This window comes from Amycolatopsis sp. NPDC003731, assembly GCF_053586895.1.
In genome coordinates, this window is the sequence record NZ_JBSFNC010000077.1 from 1 (window position 1) to 17,347 (window position 17,347).

Below are 17,347 nucleotides of genomic sequence, written 5' to 3' on the forward strand. Positions count from 1 at the left end.
TGACTCATTCGGGACGTCGGAGGTCCCGAATGAGTCATTCGCGACGCTGGGGCGGCTCACGCTTCGGGGGTCAAGAGGGCCGTGACGCGGGCCGCGAGGCGGGTGCTGTCGACCGGGCTGACCGTCACCCACTCCGCCCCACCCCGGCCCGCCGTCTTCGTCGCGCAGTACGCGCCCACGTCGGTGTCGAACCACGTCAAGCCACTGACCCGCTCCACCCGGCCCGACGCCGACCGGCGGCTGACGCTGAACTGCCCCGCCGCGTACACCGGCCGCGCCTGGATCGCGCGGACCTCCTCGAGCTGCGCCGCGGCGGTTCCCGAGGCGACGTCCGAACCGAGCACCGAAGCCGGCAGGCTGATCCCGTACCCGGGCCCGGCCGCCAGCTCCGGCAGGACGTCGACGATCGCCGTCGCCAGTTCGCCCTCGTGGATCGAGTCCAGGCCGATCGTCTGCTCCGGCTGGGCCGCCAGGACGCCGCGACGGCCCCGGGCCGCCGTCACCGCGCGGAACGGCGTCGCCGCCGTCATGTCCGCCAGTGCCTCGCACGCGACGAACACGTCCGCGCCGGCCAGCAGGTCCAGGCGCGCGGCCAGCGCCGGCTCCAGCCGGGACCCGTCGTAAAGGCCCCGCGAAGCCAGGTTCTCGTAGACGGCCTTGCGCACCTCGGCCCGCTCGGCGTCGGTCACGCCCACGCTGCGGACGCTCAGCGGTTCCGGCGGCCGGTCGTGGCCGAGGTCGGTCCAGAGGATGTCGAACGCCGACGCCGAAACCCGGATCAAGCCCGCCCCAGCGCCGGCGGGACGGGGAACGTCTCGGCGGGCACGTGCCCGCGCAACGCCGTGTCCCGGGTCCGGAGGACGTCGATCGCCTTCTGCCGCGCGGCCTCCGCTTCGGCGCGCCGGGCCGCCATCTCCCCCGCCAGCCCGGCCAGGACCAGCACATTCCCGCTGGACGCGGCGTCGCGGATCATCGACGCCGGGTCGTAGGTCACCGGCGGCGGCATGTCGGCGCGGGCCCGCGCGGCCACCTCGGCCTGCGCCCCGACCGCCTGGCCGACCGACGCCGAGACGGCGGCGGAGTGCGCGAGCCACCGCGCGGCCCGCCCCAGCGACGCCCGCGCGGCGTCCCCCGCCTGGCCACGCCAGTGCTCCTCCGAGGACGCGACCAGCGCGGCGACGTCGGCGGTGGACTCCTGCAGCCGTTTCGCCAGCCCGTCCCAGCGCGCGCCCGCCTCGCCCGCGGCGACCGGGTCGTTGCCGCGCTCGACCTCCGCGGCCATCGCCTCGTGGCTGTAGGCCTCGTACCGCGCGGTCGGCACGGGTGGTTCGGGCACGGCCCACCTCCTGGTCAGGGCAGCTTCGGTTCGACCAGCGCGGCCACCGTGCCCGCGCGGCGGCACGCGAGCGGGGTGTCCGAGAAGCCGGTGTTGCTGACGTCGATCTGCACGCTGGCGCCGTCGCCGACCCCGAGCAGCACGGCGCAGGTGCCGTCGGCGGCCTTCTTGTCGGCGACCTTCAGCGCCGGGTGGCTGCCGACCGTCGTCTTCGTGACGTTCTTCTTGGCGACATCGAGCTCCGCCAGCCCGTCGGTGGCGCTGAGGGTCACCGTGACGCCGAAGGTGCCGGGCACGGTCCAGTCGCACGCCTTCGCCCCGGCGATGTCCTTGGGCTTGCCGAGGACGCTGATCCCGGCGGCCGACCGGTCCTGCGGGCCGAGCAGCGCGCAGGGGTCGAGCGCGGCGAGGCCGGTCCAGGCGACCGGTGGCGGTGCGGTCGTCGCGGACGCCGAGGACGTGGCCGGGTGCCCCGCGGCGGCCGGCTGCTGCCCGCAGCCGCCGAGCAGGAGAAGAAGAAGGACGGGCGCGAGCCACCGGACCGTCCGCCGCCGCTCACCCACCCGTGCAGTCCACGCCTTCGGCCGCCTGCTCGTCCGCGTGCTGGTACTTCGCCAGCGCCTCGCCGATCCGCCGCTTGAGCGTCTCCAGCTCCTTGCCGAACGCCGTCAGCTGCTGCACCGCCGAACCCTGGCCGCCGATGCCGTACTCCGCCATGAACGCGCCGATTTCCCCGGCGTACCCGCCGCCCAGCGGCACGGTCCGGCCGAGCACCTTGGCTTCGCGCACCATCTCGCCGACGACGTCCTGCAGGCGGCCGAGCCTCGCGTAGGCGTCCGTGGCCAGGTCCGGCGCGACCGCGAAGCCGCGCACGTCGTAGGGCAGCACCTCGCTCATAAGCGGTTACGCCTCTCCGTAGCCGGGCGACCTCGAACCGCAGCATACGACAGAGCAGGGTGTCAGCGGGAGCACCCAGAATCGGGTGAATACCCACCCATTCGGGGTATCGTCGCTGCTTGCGCAGTGTCATCGCGGGGTTCCAGCCCCCGGTTCGCCCGGGTTTGACACACTGGGTGGAAGGCTGGTCGCTGCGCGCGGACAGCAGCGAGGGGGCCGTTCGGCCCGGCCGGGCGCACAATGCGCGCGGCCATGCGCCACCAGGAGGTCGAGTGACGTCGAGAATCCAGTCTGCCGCGCCCGGATCGGGCGAGCAGGCATCCGGGCGGCCGCCTTATCCGGCGGAGCCCTCGGGCAACGGCCGGGTCCACGGCCACCCCGCCAGAGTGCCGCTGGACGAACTGCACGACACCGCGCGGCGGATCGCCGCCAACGTGGAGCGCGTGCTGGTCGGCAAACCCGACGTCATCCGGATCGCGCTGGTCACCCTGCTCGCCGAAGGCCACCTCCTGGTCGAAGACGTGCCCGGCGTCGGGAAGACGTCGCTGGCCAAGGCCCTCGCCCGGTCGATCGACTGCACGGTCAGCCGCATCCAGTTCACCCCCGACCTCCTGCCGAGCGACGTCACCGGCGTCTCCATCTACAACCGCCAGTCCGGCGACTTCGACTTCCGCCCCGGCCCGGTGTTCGCGAACATCGTGGTGGGCGACGAGATCAACCGCGCGTCGCCGAAGACGCAGTCGGCGCTGCTGGAATGCATGGAAGAGCACCAGGTCACCGTCGACACCTCGACCTACCGCCTCGAGCAGCCGTTCATGGTCATCGCGACCCAGAACCCGATCGAGATGGAAGGCACCTACGCGCTGCCCGAAGCCCAGCGCGACCGGTTCACCGCGCGCGTCTCCATCGGCTACCCCGACCAGCAGGCCGAGCTGGCCATGGTCGACGAGCACGCCGGCCACAACCCCCTCGAGGACCTGCAGCCGGTGTCCGACGGCGAGACCGTGCACCGGCTGATCGAGACGGTCCGCGGCGTGCACATCGCGCCGGAGGTCCGCCGGTACGCCGTCGACGTCGTCGCGGCCACCCGGGGCGTCCCGGAGATCCGGCTCGGCGCGTCCCCGCGGGCCACGCTGCACCTCGTCCGCGCGGCGCGGGCGCAGGCCGCGCTGTCGGGCCGCGACTACGTGGTGCCGGACGACCTGCACACGGTGGCGGTCCCGGTCCTGGCGCACCGCCTGGTGCTGACCACCGAGGCCCACGCGGCCCGCCGGTCGGCGACCGACGTCGTGCGCGCGGTGCTGCACCGGGTGCCGGTGCCGCAGGGCACCCGGCCCTAGCTTTCCGCCGAAAGGAAAGAGAAAAACGGCATGCTGCGTGCCCTGTCCGGCCTGACCACCCGCGGCCGCTGCCTCCTGGCCGCGGGGATCGCCGCCGCGGTGTGCTCGTTCGTGCTCAACGAACGCGACCTGCTGCGGGTCGCGGTGTTCGTGGTGGCGCTGCCGCTGCTGGTCGCCGCGTTCATCTCGGCGACCCGGCTGCGCATCGGCGCCACCCGCGCGCTGCGCCCGCAACGCGTCGCGGTCGGCGGCAACGGCGAGGTCCAGCTGGAGCTGTGGCGCAGCGGCCGGCTGCCCGCCGGCGAGATCCTCCTCGAAGACGGCGTTCCCTACGCGCTGGGTTCGCGGCCGCGGTTCGTCGTCGAGCGGCTCCCGCACGACCGGCGCGTCGCCCTCCGCTACCCGCTGCAGCCGGTGCTGCGCGGGATCCAGCAGGTCGGGCCGCTGCGCGCGACGATCACCGACCCGTTCGGGCTGTGCGAGTTCGAACGCGAGCTGATCGGGCACTCCCGGCTGGTCGTGGTGCCGCGGGTGGTCCCGCTGTGGGGCCTGCCGAGCGGCGCGGGCATCGGCGTCGGCGACGACGGCACGGTCCGGCTGCACGCGGGACAGGGCGAGGCCGACGTGATCGTCCGCCAGTACCGCCAGGGCGACGACCTGCGCAAGGTGCACTGGCGCTCGACGGCCCGCCGCGACGAGATCATGGTCCGCGTCGAAGAGCGCCCGTGGCGCGGCGGCACGACGGTGCTGCTGGACCACCGCGCCGCCGCCCACCACGGCAGCGGCCCGGCGGCGAGCCTGGAGTGGGCGGTGTCGTTCGCGGCGTCGGCGGCGCTCCACCTGCGCCGCTCCGGCCACCGCGTCCGCCTGGTCAGCGAGCACGGCATCACCCTCGCGGACACCCCGGGCGACGGCGGCGACCACTACGACCACGTCGTGCTCGACGCGCTGGCGGCCCTGCAGCCGGCGCACCAGCGCGACATCACACTGGCCGGCGACCCGGCCGAGGGCCAGGAGCTGATCGCGGTGCTGGGCACGGTGAGCACGGAGGCGGTGCACGAGCTGACCCAGTACCGCCCGCGCGGCATCCGGAGCCTGGCGGTCCTGCTGGACACGCCGACGTGGTCGGCGGGCGTGACGGCCCCGGAGCAGCGAGCGGCGGCGACGGAAGATTCGGCGGCGCTGCTGCGCGCGGCGGGCTGGGGCGTGATCGTCGCGGGACCCGGCTCGCCGATGCCTCAGGTGTGGGCAGAGTTGTGCCGCAGCGGCGCCCGACGCGGGACGCTGATCGGGGGGCCGCGATGAGCACCGCCGCACCGCCGCGGAAGTCCGAGCGGCCCGTGTCCCGGCCGGAACGTCCGCTTTCCGCCTGGCGCAGCAGCGTTCTCGCGCCCGTGGCCGCCGGGGTCGCCACCCTCTGCGCGGCCACCTCGGTCACCAGCGTCGTCTCCGGGCTGGCCTGGTTCGGCTACCTCTTCGTCGCCGTCCTGCTCATCGGGGCCTCCGGGCTCGCCCTGCGCTCGCTGCAGGCGCCGACCGTCCTGGTCGGCTTCGGGCAGCTGCTCGTCCTGCTCTTCCTCATCACCGGCGCCTTCACCACGCACGGCATCCTGCAGGTCATCCCCGGCCCGGAAGCGTTTTCCGAAATCGGGACCACGCTGTCGGCCGCCGCGGAGCAGATCCGCGTCGGGCTGCCGCCGGTCGAGGGCAGCCAGCCGATCCTGTGCCTGATCACCATCCTGATCGGGCTGGTCGCCGTCCTCGTCGACACGCTGACCGTCGCCGCCGCGGCGCCCGCCGCCACCGGGCTCGTGCTGCTCTGCGTCTACGCCGTGCCGGCCGCGCTGAGCGAGGACATGCTGCCGTGGTGGACGTTCCTGCTCGGCGGCGCCGCGTTCGCCGGCCTGCTCGCCGTCGACGGCAACCACCGGCACCGGCGCTGGCGCACCCGCGAAGCCCCGGGCCGCAGCGGCAAGCCGGGCGTGCTGTCCGCCCCGGTCGCGGTCGTCGGCACGGCCATCGTGCTCGGCCTGCTGGGCGGCGGGATCACCTGGGTCGGCACCGTCGGGAGCATGCCGTTCGGCGGCAGCGGCAACGGCCCCGGCGCGGGCTCCGGCGGCTTCGGCATCCAGCCGTTCACCGAGCTGCGCGGCATGCTCGACCAAGGCAGCAACCGCGAGCTGTTCAAGGTCCGCGGCCTCGGCACCGACCGCAGGCTGATGCGCGCGATGACGCTCGACACCTACTACCCCAACAAGGGCTGGGGCCTGCACGACGAAGGCCGTTCGCAGCAGGGCGTCCCGGTCGGGCCGCAGCTGCCGCCCGCCCCGGGCGACGACGGCACCGGCACCGCCCGCCGGATCGACGTCGAGCCGACCAGCTGGCGCGACAACTGGCTGCCGGTGTACGGCGCGCCGCGCGTGATCGACGGTGCCGGCACCGGCTACCTCTACGACCAGATCAGCGGCACGGTGTTCACCACCCGCAGCGAAGCGCCGCCGTCGTACACCGAATACGCGTCACTGAAGGAGCCGACGGCCGCCGAACTGCGCGTGACGCCGCGCGCCGACGACCTGCCGCCGCGCTACACCCAGATCGACCAGGTCGACCAGCGCGTCCGAGCGAAGACTCAGCAGCTCATCGCGGGCGCGTCCAACGACTTCGACCGGGCGTCGGCGATCTGGCGCTACTTCACGGCGCAGCAAGGGTTCGTCTACGACACGAAGACCGCACCGGCGAACGACGCCGACGCGCTCGCCGACTTCATCCTCAACGGCAAGCGCGGCTTCTGCGAGCAGTTCGCGTCGGCGATGGCCGTGATGCTGCGGGTGGCGGGCATCCCGTCGCGGGTGGCGATCGGGTTCACGCCGGGCGTGCAGGTCAACGACTACCTGTCGATCAGCACCCAGGACGCGCACGCGTGGGTCGAGGCGTACTTCGGCGACCGGGGCTGGGTGACGTTCGACCCGACGCCGCTGTCCGACGGCCGCGGCATCACCCCGTCGTACCTGCAGGCGGGCCCGCAGAACGGCAACCAGCCGGACGACACCCAGGTGGCCCCGAGCACGGTCCAGTCGAGCGCGGCGCCGACCGGCGTCCCGCGCGACAACGAGCCGAACCTCCCGGCGCAGTCGGCCCAGGAAGAGTCCGGTGGCGACGACTGGCTGTTCAACATCGCGCTCGCCCTGGCGGTGCTGGGCGCGGGCGCGCTGTTCGCGGCGGCCCTGCTGCGGCGGCTCCTCGACCGCGGACGGAAACCCGCGTCACCGTCCGGCGGTGCGGGCCCGGCGGAAGGTGACCGCAGCGAGGGAGCGTTGCTCGTGCGGGCACCGGCCCCGGTGGCGGCGCCCTCGCGGCCGCAGGCGCTGCTCGGCTGGCTGCCGCTGCTGGCGGTGGGCCTGTGGATCATCGCGCTCGGCCTCCTCGCGGCGACGGTGGCCTGGTGGCTGGGTGTGCTGGTGGTGGTCCTGCTGCTCGCGGTGGCGGGTCCGGCCATGGTCCGCGAGGCCCTCCGCCGCCGGCGCCTGCAGCGCGTCCTCCAGCAGCAAGCGGGCGCGGCGGACGCGGCGTGGGCGGAGCTGCGCGCGGAGTGCGCGGACCGGGGCCTGCCGATCCCGAGCAGCGACACGGTCCGCGTGGCGGGCCAGAAACTGGCGGCCAAGCACCACTTGGACGACGACGGCCGCGAGAGCCTCCGTACGGTGATCGGCGTCCTGGAGAGGTCCTGGTACGGCGGCGACGACACGCCCCAGCCGGAACTCCCCCCGGCGTTCGACGGCCTGCGGCGCAGCCTCCGCCGGAACGCCCCGCTCTCGTGGAAGGGCAGGCTGTTCCCCCGATCAATCTTCCGCAACCGCGACTAACCCGCTCCGCTCACGCCCACCCGCCCTTGGAGAGGCATCACGCGTGTCGACCCTCCAATCACGCGTGTCGACCCTTCAATCACGCGAGTTGACTCCCCAATCACGCGAGTTGACCCTCTGATCACGCGAGTTCTGGGCTCGAACACGCGAGGCTCGGCTTGATCATGCGGCCGAGCGGGCGCGGAGGCGGCTCGCGGGGTGAGCTCATTGCGGAGGGAGCGAGCACGGACCCGAAGGCGTGGCCAGCTCACCCGGGTGGGGGTCACCCACTGTCACCGCAGCTTCCAACGCCCCACGGGCCCAGTTGAGCACACAAGAAGATCCGCATCCCGCCGAACGGAGGGACGCGGATCTCGTCGTCTTGCGGCGCTACTGCTCCTCGAAGCGCTGGCGGAAACGCTCCTCCATCCTCTGGGTGAAGGAACTCCGGCGACCCGATGGTTTCCCACCGCGGGCACCCGAGCCACCGCCCTTGCCGTCTCCGTCGGCGCCGTGCCGAATCGAAGTGACGGCCATCATGACTCCGAAGAACATCACGAGGAACCCGAGCACGCTGATCAGCGGGATGTCGGCCACCCGGAACTGCGGCACCACCACGCCCAGCACCAGCAGGGCCACGCCCACTACGAACAGGGCGATGCCCTGAATACGCCGTCGGCGAGCGGGGCGACGCAACCGGGTGCCACGCACCGTGGATGCGAACTTGGGGTCCTCGGCATAGAGCTCGCGCTCGATCTGATCGAGCAGCCGCTGCTCATGCTCGGAGAGTGGCATCTTTCCTCCTCCGGCACAGCTGTCGCGGGCGCCGGGCCGCGCAACGTCCTGGACCCAACAGCCAACCCCAGGCGGGGTGGCACTGTCCAGGATACGAGGCCCGCGCCCGCACGACTACCCGATCCCGCATCCAGAAGGGATCGAATTGGGCTAAATCCCGCTCGACAGGCGTTGCGGACCGTCACCGTTGCCGATCGTGACCGTTTTGCCGCCCGACCGCCGTTGTGGGGGAACGTCACCGAGCCGAAGATCACCCTCCGTTCTCGCGCGGCCCCAGCAGCGACGCCGGCCGCACCGCCGCCGAGCCGAACTTCGACCGCGCGACGTCCGCGGCCACCTCCGCGTCCCGCCAGCGCGGGGCCGGTGAGTCGAACACCAGCTGCTCCCCCGCCTCCCCCGTGTCCAGCCCCTCGACGCGGACGCCGATCAGCCGCACCGCCCCCGTCGGCGCGTGCTCGGTGAGCAGCGCCACGGCCACGGCGTGGATCTCGCGCGCCACGTCCGTCGCCGAAACCAGCGTGCGGGCGCGGGTGATCGTCCGGAAGTCCGCGAACCGCACCTTGATCGACACCGTCCGGCCCCGCACGCCCCGCTCCCGCAGTGTCGCCCCCACCCTCGTGGCCAGCCGCAGCAGCTCGAGCTCGAGGGAAGCGCGCGAATGCAGGTCGACGTCGAACGTGTGCTCCGCGCCGATCGACTTCTCCGGCGAGTCGACCACCACCGACCGCTCGTCCACCCCGTGCGCCAGCCGGTATAGGTGCTCGCCCGCCGCCACCCCCAGCGACTTCTTCAGCCGCTCCGGCGGGAACGCGGCGACGTCGGCGATCGTGGCCAGCCCCAGGCGCCGCAGGTGCTCCTCGGTCCGCGCGCCGACGCCCCACAGCGCCGACACCGGCAGCGGGTGCAGGAACGCCAGGGTCTCCGCCGCCGGCACCACGACCATCCCGTCCGGCTTCGCCATCCCCGACGCCAGCTTCGCGACGAACTTGACCTTCGCCACCCCCACCGAGCAGGTGATCCCGTGCTCGGCCGCGACCCGCGAGCGGATCTCCGCGCCCAGCGACGCCGGCGTGGCGCCCAGCCGCCGCAGCGCCCCGCTGACGTCCAGGAACGCCTCGTCCAGGCTGAGCGGCTCGACCAGCGGCGTCAGCTCGCGGAAGATGCCCATCACGCCGCGGGACACCGACGAGTACAGCCCCGACGTCGGCGGGATGTTGATCAGCTGCGGGCACAGCCGCTTCGCCGTCGAGAACGGCATGGCCGAGCGCACGCCGAACTTCCGCGCCGGGTAGTTCGCCGCCGCCACGACCGCTCGCGGCCCGCCCCCGGACACCACGACCGGCTTGTCCGCCAGCTCGGGCCGGGTGCGCAGCTCGACCGACACGAAGAACGCGTCCATGTCGACGTGCAGCAGCCCGCACCCGGTGTCGTCCGGCACCGGCTCACCCGGCCGGACGCGGAACCGGCCCATCCCGCCCGGCAACTCGGCATTTCGTCCCACGCCGAGGACGCTACCGGGCACCACCGACAGTTTTGGACGAGGCGCGAAACCGCAGCTCAGACCGGGCGCGCCACCGCGTGCAGCCGGCCGGCGATGTCCCGCAGCACCGGCGTCGCGGACGCCGTCCGCTCGAACGCCGCCAGCTCGTCGTCCCGGACGTCGCCGCCGACCAGGTCGGCGATCACCCGATCGCCCTGCAGCAGCGTGACTTCCAGTCCCGCCGCCTCCAGGTCGGCCTGCAGCCCGGAAGCGGAGAAGCGCCGCAGCACCGTGTCGCCGGCGACGACCCCGTCGGCGCTCTCGAGCAGCTGCCGCGCCTCGCCCACCCGGCCCGCCAGCGCGCGGTGGAACGCCGCCGCGTGCCGGTTCGCGACCAGCACCGACACCGCGCCGCCCGGCGCGACCGCCGTGGCCAGCGCCGTCAGCACCCCGGCCGGGTCGTCGACGATCTCCAGCAGCCCGTGCGCCAGCACGAGGTCGGCCGAGCCGGCCTCGACGTGCCGGCCCAGCGCGTCGGAGTCGTCCGCGATCACCGTGATCAGCTCGGAGACGCCCTCCTCCTCGGCCCGCCGCTGCAGCGTGGCCAGGGCGTTCGGGCTCGGCTCGACGACCGTCACCCGGCAGCCCGCCGCCGCGAACGGCACCGCCCAGCCGCCGCTGCCGCCGCCCACGTCGACGACGCGGGGGTGCTCGGCGCCCCGGGCGCGTGCGGCCTCGATCTCGGCCTCGAGCACCCGGCGGACGGCACCCGAACCCCGGGCGGCCACGGTCTCCGTCTTCATGTCGCACAGGGTAGTGCCCGCCCCCGCCGGCCTCCCGAGCTCCTCCCTTCGAGTGAACGGCCCTTGCCCGGCGGCGCCTTGCGCGCGCACCCGTAGGCTGGTGAACGTGCACACGGTCGCCGTACTCAGCCTCAAGGGAGGCGTCGGCAAGACGACGGTCGCTCTCGGTATCGCGTCCGCCGCCTTGCGTAGGGGCACGCGGACGCTGGTGGTCGACCTCGACCCGCAGGGCAACGCCACCACCTCGCTCGACCCGCCCTACACCGACGCCACCCTCGCGGACGTGCTCGAGACCCCCACCCGGGAAACGCTGGAACGCGCGATCGCCCCGAGCGTCTGGAGCGAGGACGTCGACGTCCTCGTCGGTGCCGAAGAGCTGGAGCTGCTCAACGACCCGGACGCCGACAGCGAGCGCCTGGCGAACTTCTCGCGGGCGCTGGACGAGCTGCACCGCACGCCGCTGCGGGAAACCCCGTACGAGCTGGTGATCCTCGACTGCCCGCCGTCGCTGGGCCGCCTGACGAAGTCGGCGCTGGTCGCCGCGGACAGCGCGCTGATCGTGACCGAGCCCACGATGTACGCCGTCGCCGGGGCGTCGCGCGCCCTGGAGGCGATCGAGAAGATCCGCAAGGAGCTCAACCCGGAGCTGCGCCCGATCGGCGTCCTGGTGAACAAGCTGCGCGTGCGCTCCTACGAACACCAGTTCCGGATCGCCGAGCTGCGCGAGAACTTCGGCTCGCTGGTGATGCCGACGGCGATCACCGACCGGCTCGCGGTGCAGCAGGCCCAGGGCGCGTGCAGCCCGATCCACGAGTGGCACTCGCCGGGCGCGCAGGAGATCGCGCTGACGTTCAACATGGTGCTGGCCAAGATCCTGCGCTCGAACCGGGCGGGCCGGCACCGCATCGCCGGCGAGGAGCCCGAAGGCCCGGACTGGCCCGAAGGCCCGGCCCCGGAGACGCCCGAGGCGCCGGCCGAGGTGTCCGAATCCGCGGGGTGAGCCGTGCCCGAAGGTGACACCGTCTTCCTGGTCGCCCGCCGCTTCGCCAGGGCGATGACCGGGAAGACGTTGCTGCGCGGCGAGTTCCGAGTGCCACAACTGGCCACAGTGGACCTGTCCGGCCGTGAGGTGCTCGGCGTCGGCACGGTCGGCAAGCACCTGTTCACCCGCTTCTCCGGCGACCTGACCCTGCACTCGCACCTGTTGATGGACGGGATGTGGGACGTCTACCCGGCCGGCGCGAAGTGGCGGCGGCCCGGCCACCACGCGCGGGTGATCTTCACCGCGGCCGACGTCCAGGCGATCGGGTTCCGCGTGCACGACCTGAAACTCGTGGCCACGAGCAAGGAACACGACCTCGTCGCCCACCTCGGCCCGGACCTGCTCGATCCGAAGTGGACGGACGAGCACCTGGAGCGGGCGATCGCGAACCTGACCGCCGCCCCCGCGCGCGAACTCGGGCTCGCCCTGCTCGACCAGCGCGTGATGGCGGGGGTCGGCAACCTCTACAAGTGCGAAATCGCCTTCCTGCTCGGGGTCACGCCGTGGACGCCGGTGTCCGAAGTGGACGCCGGGCGCACGGTCGCGCTGGCCCGCAAGCTGCTGCTGGCCAACGCCCTCGCCGGGCGGTTCGAGCAGAGCACCACCGGCCACCTCGACCGCAACCGCAAGAACTGGGTGTACGAGCGCACCCGCCAGGGCTGCTTCCGCTGCGGCGGCAAGCTCCTGGTCCGCACGCAGGGCCACGACGTCCAGCGGCGGCCGACGTGGTTCTGCCCGAAGGACCAGACAGGCCCGTACCCGCCGCAGTAGGCTGGCGCCCGTGACGACGTTCAAGCTCCCGCTCTACGGGGCCGACACCGAACGCGGCGACCTCGCTCCCTGAGCCGCGCCCTTCTTCCGTCACCTCGTACCCCCTCAAGGGAGCTTCGTCATGCCCGCAATCCTGACCGGGCAGGCGCTGCGCGCGTTCGCGCACGCCCTGCCCAAGGTCGAACTGCACGTCCACCTGGTCGGCTCGGCGAGCCTGCCGACCGTCCTCGAGCTGGCCCGCCGCCGCCCCGCCGCCGGCGTCCCCACCGACGAGCGCGAGCTCGCGGAGTTCTTCACCTTCCGCGACTTCGCCCACTTCCTCACCGTCTACCTCGCGGTCACGTCGCTGGTGCGCGACCGCCACGACATCCACACGCTCGTGACCGGCCTGGCGGCGGACCTCGCCGCGCACAACTGCCGCTACGCCGAAGTCACCGTGACGCCGTACAACCACCTGCTCGACGGCATGTCCGGCGACGACCTGCTGACCGGGCTGGAAACCGGCCGGGCCCGTGCCGCCGAACTCGGCGTGGAACTGGCCTGGTGCTTCGACATTCCGGGCGAAAAGGGCAACCGCGCCGGGCAGGAGACCCTCGTGTTCGCGCTCCGCGAACGGCCCGAAGGCCTGGTGTCGTTCGGGCTCGGCGGCCCCGAACTCGGCGTCGGGCGCGCGCAGTTCGAGCCGTACTTCACGCGGGCGCGGGAAGCCGGGCTGCACAGCGTCCCGCACGCCGGCGAGACCACCGGGCCGGCGACCATCTGGTCCGCGCTGCACGACCTCGGCGCCGAGCGGATCGGCCACGGCACCAGCTGCGCGGCCGATCCGGCGCTGATGGAACACCTTGCGGCGCACCGGATCCCGCTCGAGGTGTGCCCGACGTCGAACGTCCGGACCGGCCAGGTCCCGTCCGTGGCCGCGCATCCGGTCCGGCGCATGCTCGACCACGGCGTCGTCGTCACGCTCAACACCGACGACCCGCCGATGTTCGGCGCCACGCTCACCGGTGAGTACGTCGCCGTCGCCGAGGCGCTCGGCCTCACCGCGGCCGAACTGGCCCGGCTCGCGGAGAACGCCGTCGACGCCTCCTTCCTCGGCGAGCGGCGGAAAGCCCGTCTGCGGAGTGAGATCGGCGAAATGACGTTGCACGCCACCGCGGACTTCACCTAGCGTGGCAGTACACGAGAAAGGAGGTGGTCCTAAGTTGTATTCCAACAGGACTCGTGAGGTGACTGTCCGCTAGCGGATGGCACGTGGAGGACTTTGAGCAGCGATACAACCGAGCCACCTTCGGCTCATCGCCTGCTTCACGTGGTGCCTGATAGCGAATACCAGGCAGTCACCGTGCCCCCGGGGTTCCCGAGCACCAGTCCGGCTCGGGCTCAGGCGTTTGACGGCGCTTGAGAGCACCCCCGGGGGTCCCTTTACCCATCCGGCCAAAAGTAGGCCGCCCCCCTCCGCGCGGGACGTAACTGTTGCCGCGAAAGGTGGTCGGCCGTGGCTGTGGTCGGATGGGTAACGATCGATACAGTTTCGCTCGTTTGTGCAGTTCATGCCACCCGGCGTAGCAAGACGACCGTCCGGCGATCAGCGTTTCGCCGTTCCGTCCCCCGGACGGCTGACGGTCGCTAGCCTGGATGCATGCTCAGGCCCGACTACCCGATCACCACGGCCCGGCTGATCCTGCGCCCGTTCACGTCCGGGGACCTCGACGCGCTGAACTCCTTCCAGTCCCGGGCCGACGTCGCCCGCTACCTCTACTGGGGTCCGCGCAGCCGCGCCGAGTCGGCCGCCGCGCTCGCGAAGCGGGTGCACAGCTCGACGTTGACGAAGGAAGGGCAGTTCCTGGCCGTGGCGGTCGAACTGGCCGCGACCGGGCAGCTCATCGGCGACCTGAACCTGGAGTGGCTGAGCAGCGAACACCGCCAGGGCGAGATCGGGTTCGTCTTCCACCCGGACCACCACGGCAAGGGCCTCGCCGCCGAAGCGGCCACCGAGCTGCTGCGGCTGGGCTTCGAAGACCTGGGGCTGCACCGCATCATCGGCCGCTGCGACGGCCGGAACACCGCGTCCGCCGCGTTGATGGAACGCCTCGGCATGCGCCGCGAAGCGCACCTCAGGGAGAACGAGATCGTCAAGGGCGAGTGGACCGACGAACTGATCTACGCGATGCTCGAGGACGAGTGGAAGGACCGCGAGTAGTGGCGGCCTTCACTCCGGTGTGACGCTCGGGTCGCGCCCGGCGGGCGATTTGGCAGCATGGGGGCGTGTTCTTCGACAAGATCGTCCGCCCGGCGCTGTACCGGCTGTCCTCCGACGACCCCGAATTGGTGCACGAGCGCACGATCGCCGTCCTCGCCCGGCTCGGCAAGCTCGCTCCCCGCGGCGTTCCCGGCGTTCTCCGCGTCGACGACCCGGTGACCGTGCTGGGCCTGCGGTTCCCCAACCGCGTCGGCCTGGCCGCCGGGATGGACAAGAACGGCCGCGCGCTGCCGGCGTGGGCCGCGCTGGGCTTCGGGTTCGTCGAAGTCGGCACCGTGACCCGGCTCGCGCAGCCGGGCAACCCGAAGCCGCGGTTGTTCAGCCTGCCCGCCAGCGACGCGGTGATCAACCGCATGGGCTTCAACAACGAGGGCGCCGAAGCGCTCGCGGCCAAGCTCGCGCGCGACGGGAAACCGGGTGTCCCGCTGGGGATCAGCATCGGCAAGTCGAAGGTGACGCCGCTCGAGGACGCCGTCGAGGACTACCGGTTCTCGCTGCGCGCGCTGCACCCGTACGCGGACTACTTCGCGATCAACGTCAGCTCCCCCAACACGCCGGGGCTGCGGCAGCTCCAGGACCGCACGGCGCTCGCCGAGCTGCTCGGCGAGCTGCGTTCCACGTCGGCCGAGCTGGCCGGCGGCGGATCGCCGGTGCCATTGCTGGTGAAGGTCGCGCCCGACCTGACCGACGACGCGCTGGCCGAGCTGCTGGAAGTCGCGCTCGAGCACGGTGTCGCCGGGATCATCGCCACGAACACGACGCTGTCGCGCGAGGGCATCGCCCCCGCGGAGAGCGGCCTGGCCGGACAGGCGGGAGGACTGTCCGGCCGGCCGCTGACCACCCGCGCGGCCGAGGTCGTGCGGTTCGTGCACGACCGGACCGGCGGGAGCCTGCCGATCATCGGGGTGGGCGGGATCATGGGCCCGGACGACGCGGTCCGGCTCGTCGACGCCGGCGCGTCGCTCGTGCAGCTCTACACGGGCTTCGCGCTGCACGGGCCGGGCTTGGTGCGGCGGGTCAGCCGGGGTCTCGCGGCCCGGCGGTAGACGTGAAGCGCACGTACCCGCGCCAGGACTCGTAGCGGTCCAGACCAGGCCCCTCGGCCGTCAGGCACCGGACGGCCAGGGGCGCGGTGCCGTCGTCGAGGACGACGCGGTCGAGCACGAACGGCTCCTTCAGCGTGGTGGCGAACCGCTCGAACGCGGCCGGGGACAGGCGCCAGCGCTCGCCGTCGAGGGTGGCGGTGCCCTCGAGGACGCCCGGCTGCGGCGGTTCGGTGTCCAGCAGCACCATCCGGTAGGCGTCGGTGGTCCGGACCGGTCCGGTGAAGCGGGCGCCGAGGGCGGTGAGGTCGGCGTTGAGCGGCTGGCCGCGCAGGTGGGCGCCGAACACGACGACGTCCTCCCCCGGCTCCGGGTAGGGCGTCATCGGCTCGTCCGTGCAGACGGTCGCCAGGTCGAGGGCGATCTGGTCTTCGAACGCCCGCGTCAGGAAGGTGACGCCGAACGGACGGCGGTCGCCCGGCAGCACCGGGACGGACACGGAAGCCACGTCGAGGAGGTTCGCGAAGGCCGTGCAGGAGGTCAGGCGGTGGCCGACGCCGGCCGGGTCGGCCAGCGCTTCGGCGATCCCCGGGTGCTCCGGCACGGTCGGCAGGAGGAGGGCGTCGAAGCCGTCGAAACCCTGGTCGGGCACGGAGATCGGGGTGAGCACGGCGCCGGCGGCGGTCAACCGGGCGACGACGGCCTCGAGCGCGAGGCTCGCGGCCTCCCCGAGGGGGAGGTCGGCGGGGTAGGCGATCCGCGGGTGCTCACCGGCGCCGAGGCGGACGTCGGCGGGCCAGGAGCGGTCGCCGCCGGTCATCAGGGTGAGGGCGCGGTGGGCCGCGACCAGGCCGGTCGCGTACACGGAGACGTTGTCGGCGCCGGGCAGCAGGCCCCGCGTCGGCTTCACCGCGGCGATGGCGTTCAGCGCGGCAGGGACGGCGCCGCCGGTGCTCAGGGCCAGGTCGACGACGCCGAGGGCGACGGCGACCGCGGCGCCGTTGCCGCCGGCCTTGGTGCGGTCCCAGGCGCCGGAGATCATGGCGGCGCCGGTCTTGCCGAGGACGACGGCGCCGGCGGCGGTGAGCCGGGTGACGACCGCGGCGCTGGTCTCCGGGACGCCGTGGCCGGACGGCTGCCCGGCGACGTCGATCAGGTCCTGGACGGCGATGACGGTGCCGGCCAGCGGCAGGTCTTCGCCGGCCTTGACGCGTTCGTCGACGGCCTTGGCGTCGACGAGGACGTCTTCGACGGCGCGGAGGGTGGTCCAAAGTTCGGGGCGGCCGGCCTCGGTGAGGCGTTCGAAGGCCGCGATGACGCGCTGGGAGGCGGTGGGCGGGGTGATCGGCACGGGGTCCGGGTCCGGCGGGAGCGTGTTCACGGGGCGTCCTTTCCTCGGCGGTCGAGAAAGTCCACTGTGTACGGTCGGCGCCGTCGAACCTCAGTCCACGGCGGGCCTCCCGGCGAGTGACACCTCGGCATGCATGACAGAAACGTTAGGGCGCGGACGTTTCCGTAGCCATCAGTTTCCGATTACGCGCGGGTTTCGGCCCCGGAAGGTGAACAGGGGGCGACGCCGGGGTGAAACGCACGATCACGCACGCGCCGTGACGACCAGCCGGATCCCCCGGTCGGCGGCACCCGAACGGCCGAGTTTCAGATCCCAATGGCCCAGCGAAGCCGAAATCCGCGTGATGGAAGGGTCGACACGCGTGATCAGGAGGTCGACACGCGTGAT

Annotated in this window: 16 protein-coding genes; 8 read left to right on the top strand and 8 right to left on the bottom strand. The window is 72.9% G+C overall.

What is annotated here, in order from left to right; translation table 11 throughout:
- Positions 1-56: 56 nt before the first annotated feature.
- The 4 genes from ACWDN5_RS27780 to ACWDN5_RS27795 are packed head-to-tail and all read right to left on the bottom strand — an operon-like array spanning position 57 to position 2,233.
- Positions 57-782, bottom strand: coding sequence for an ESX secretion-associated protein EspG (locus tag ACWDN5_RS27780; protein WP_449678355.1), 726 nt, complete (start codon positions 780-782; stop codon positions 57-59).
- The gene (locus ACWDN5_RS27785; protein ID WP_310972627.1) at positions 779-1,336 is read right to left on the bottom strand and encodes a PPE domain-containing protein; all 558 of its coding nucleotides are present in this window, start codon (positions 1,334-1,336) and stop codon (positions 779-781) included. Before ACWDN5_RS27785 ends, ACWDN5_RS27780 begins: the two co-directional genes overlap by 4 nt.
- 14 nt (positions 1,337-1,350) lie before the next feature.
- On the bottom strand, positions 1,351-1,899 hold the full coding sequence (locus ACWDN5_RS27790) for a DUF3558 family protein (RefSeq protein ID WP_449678356.1): 549 nt from the start codon (positions 1,897-1,899) through the stop codon (positions 1,351-1,353).
- Positions 1,892-2,233 carry a hypothetical protein gene (locus ACWDN5_RS27795; RefSeq protein WP_310972625.1) on the bottom strand — a complete coding sequence of 114 codons (342 nt, stop codon included), beginning with the start codon at positions 2,231-2,233 and terminating at the stop codon, positions 1,892-1,894. Before ACWDN5_RS27795 ends, ACWDN5_RS27790 begins: the two co-directional genes overlap by 8 nt.
- 272 nt (positions 2,234-2,505) lie before the next feature.
- Between ACWDN5_RS27795 and ACWDN5_RS27800 the strand changes: the two genes are divergently transcribed.
- The 3 genes from ACWDN5_RS27800 to ACWDN5_RS27810 are packed head-to-tail and all read left to right on the top strand — an operon-like array spanning position 2,506 to position 7,436.
- Positions 2,506-3,573 carry an AAA family ATPase gene (locus tag ACWDN5_RS27800; RefSeq protein WP_310972624.1) on the top strand — a complete coding sequence of 356 codons (1,068 nt, stop codon included), beginning with the start codon at positions 2,506-2,508 and terminating at the stop codon, positions 3,571-3,573.
- A gap of 30 nt (positions 3,574-3,603) precedes the next feature.
- Complete coding sequence (locus ACWDN5_RS27805; RefSeq protein WP_449678357.1) at positions 3,604-4,878, top strand: DUF58 domain-containing protein; 1,275 nt, start codon at positions 3,604-3,606, stop codon at positions 4,876-4,878.
- Complete coding sequence (locus ACWDN5_RS27810; protein ID WP_449678358.1) at positions 4,875-7,436, top strand: transglutaminase family protein; 2,562 nt, start codon at positions 4,875-4,877, stop codon at positions 7,434-7,436. Before ACWDN5_RS27805 ends, ACWDN5_RS27810 begins: the two co-directional genes overlap by 4 nt.
- A 369-nt stretch (positions 7,437-7,805) precedes the next feature.
- On the opposite strand, the gene ACWDN5_RS27815 is transcribed toward ACWDN5_RS27810, so the two are convergent.
- The 3 genes from ACWDN5_RS27815 to ACWDN5_RS27825 form a co-directional block, all read right to left on the bottom strand.
- On the bottom strand, positions 7,806-8,210 hold the full coding sequence (locus ACWDN5_RS27815) for a DUF3040 domain-containing protein (RefSeq protein ID WP_310972621.1): 405 nt from the start codon (positions 8,208-8,210) through the stop codon (positions 7,806-7,808).
- Positions 8,211-8,460: 250 nt separating this feature from the next.
- Positions 8,461-9,681: a DNA polymerase IV gene (dinB, locus tag ACWDN5_RS27820; RefSeq protein WP_310972683.1), complete on the bottom strand. Its 1,221-nt coding sequence runs from the start codon at positions 9,679-9,681 to the stop codon at positions 8,461-8,463.
- 86 nt (positions 9,682-9,767) lie between these two features.
- Positions 9,768-10,493, bottom strand: a complete 726-nt coding sequence (locus ACWDN5_RS27825; protein WP_449678359.1) for a methyltransferase domain-containing protein — start codon at positions 10,491-10,493, stop codon at positions 9,768-9,770.
- A gap of 106 nt (positions 10,494-10,599) precedes the next feature.
- Here ACWDN5_RS27825 and ACWDN5_RS27830 point away from each other — a divergent pair, with 106 nt between their 5' ends.
- From ACWDN5_RS27830 to ACWDN5_RS27850, 5 genes are all read left to right on the top strand, one after another.
- Positions 10,600-11,493, top strand: coding sequence for a ParA family protein (locus ACWDN5_RS27830; RefSeq protein ID WP_449678360.1), 894 nt, complete (start codon positions 10,600-10,602; stop codon positions 11,491-11,493).
- Between the two features lie 3 nt (positions 11,494-11,496).
- Positions 11,497-12,306 (top strand): DNA-formamidopyrimidine glycosylase family protein, encoded by an 810-nt coding sequence (locus ACWDN5_RS27835; protein WP_449678361.1) that lies wholly within the window; start codon positions 11,497-11,499, stop codon positions 12,304-12,306.
- 121 nt (positions 12,307-12,427) lie between these two features.
- A complete protein-coding gene (add, locus tag ACWDN5_RS27840) occupies positions 12,428-13,474 on the top strand; it encodes an adenosine deaminase (RefSeq protein ID WP_449678362.1) in 1,047 nt (348 codons plus the stop codon).
- 471 nt (positions 13,475-13,945) lie between these two features.
- On the top strand, positions 13,946-14,506 hold the full coding sequence (locus ACWDN5_RS27845) for a GNAT family N-acetyltransferase (RefSeq protein ID WP_310972616.1): 561 nt from the start codon (positions 13,946-13,948) through the stop codon (positions 14,504-14,506).
- 65 nt (positions 14,507-14,571) lie between these two features.
- Entirely contained in the window at positions 14,572-15,612 is a 1,041-nt protein-coding gene (locus ACWDN5_RS27850; RefSeq protein WP_449678363.1) for a quinone-dependent dihydroorotate dehydrogenase, read from the top strand.
- On the opposite strand, the gene ACWDN5_RS27855 is transcribed toward ACWDN5_RS27850, so the two are convergent.
- The gene (locus tag ACWDN5_RS27855; protein WP_449678364.1) at positions 15,584-16,990 is read right to left on the bottom strand and encodes an allophanate hydrolase-related protein; all 1,407 of its coding nucleotides are present in this window, start codon (positions 16,988-16,990) and stop codon (positions 15,584-15,586) included. The two genes, ACWDN5_RS27850 and ACWDN5_RS27855, sit on opposite strands and share 29 nt — an antisense overlap.
- Positions 16,991-17,347: the final 357 nt, after the last annotated feature.

What these genes read in the sequence shown, in the direction of transcription:
- ACWDN5_RS27845 (WP_310972616.1), top strand. Translation starts at nt 13,946, where the DNA reads ATGCTCAGGCCCGACTACCCGATCACCACGGCCCGGCTGATCCTGCGC.
- ACWDN5_RS27815 (WP_310972621.1), bottom strand. Translation starts at nt 8,210, where the DNA reads ATGCCACTCTCCGAGCATGAGCAGCGGCTGCTCGATCAGATCGAGCGC.
- dinB (WP_310972683.1), bottom strand. Translation starts at nt 9,681, where the DNA reads ATGGGCCGGTTCCGCGTCCGGCCGGGTGAGCCGGTGCCGGACGACACC.
- add (WP_449678362.1), top strand. Translation starts at nt 12,428, where the DNA reads ATGCCCGCAATCCTGACCGGGCAGGCGCTGCGCGCGTTCGCGCACGCC.
- ACWDN5_RS27825 (WP_449678359.1), bottom strand. Translation starts at nt 10,493, where the DNA reads ATGAAGACGGAGACCGTGGCCGCCCGGGGTTCGGGTGCCGTCCGCCGG.
- ACWDN5_RS27795 (WP_310972625.1), bottom strand. Translation starts at nt 2,233, where the DNA reads ATGAGCGAGGTGCTGCCCTACGACGTGCGCGGCTTCGCGGTCGCGCCG.
- ACWDN5_RS27810 (WP_449678358.1), top strand. Translation starts at nt 4,875, where the DNA reads ATGAGCACCGCCGCACCGCCGCGGAAGTCCGAGCGGCCCGTGTCCCGG.
- ACWDN5_RS27805 (WP_449678357.1), top strand. Translation starts at nt 3,604, where the DNA reads ATGCTGCGTGCCCTGTCCGGCCTGACCACCCGCGGCCGCTGCCTCCTG.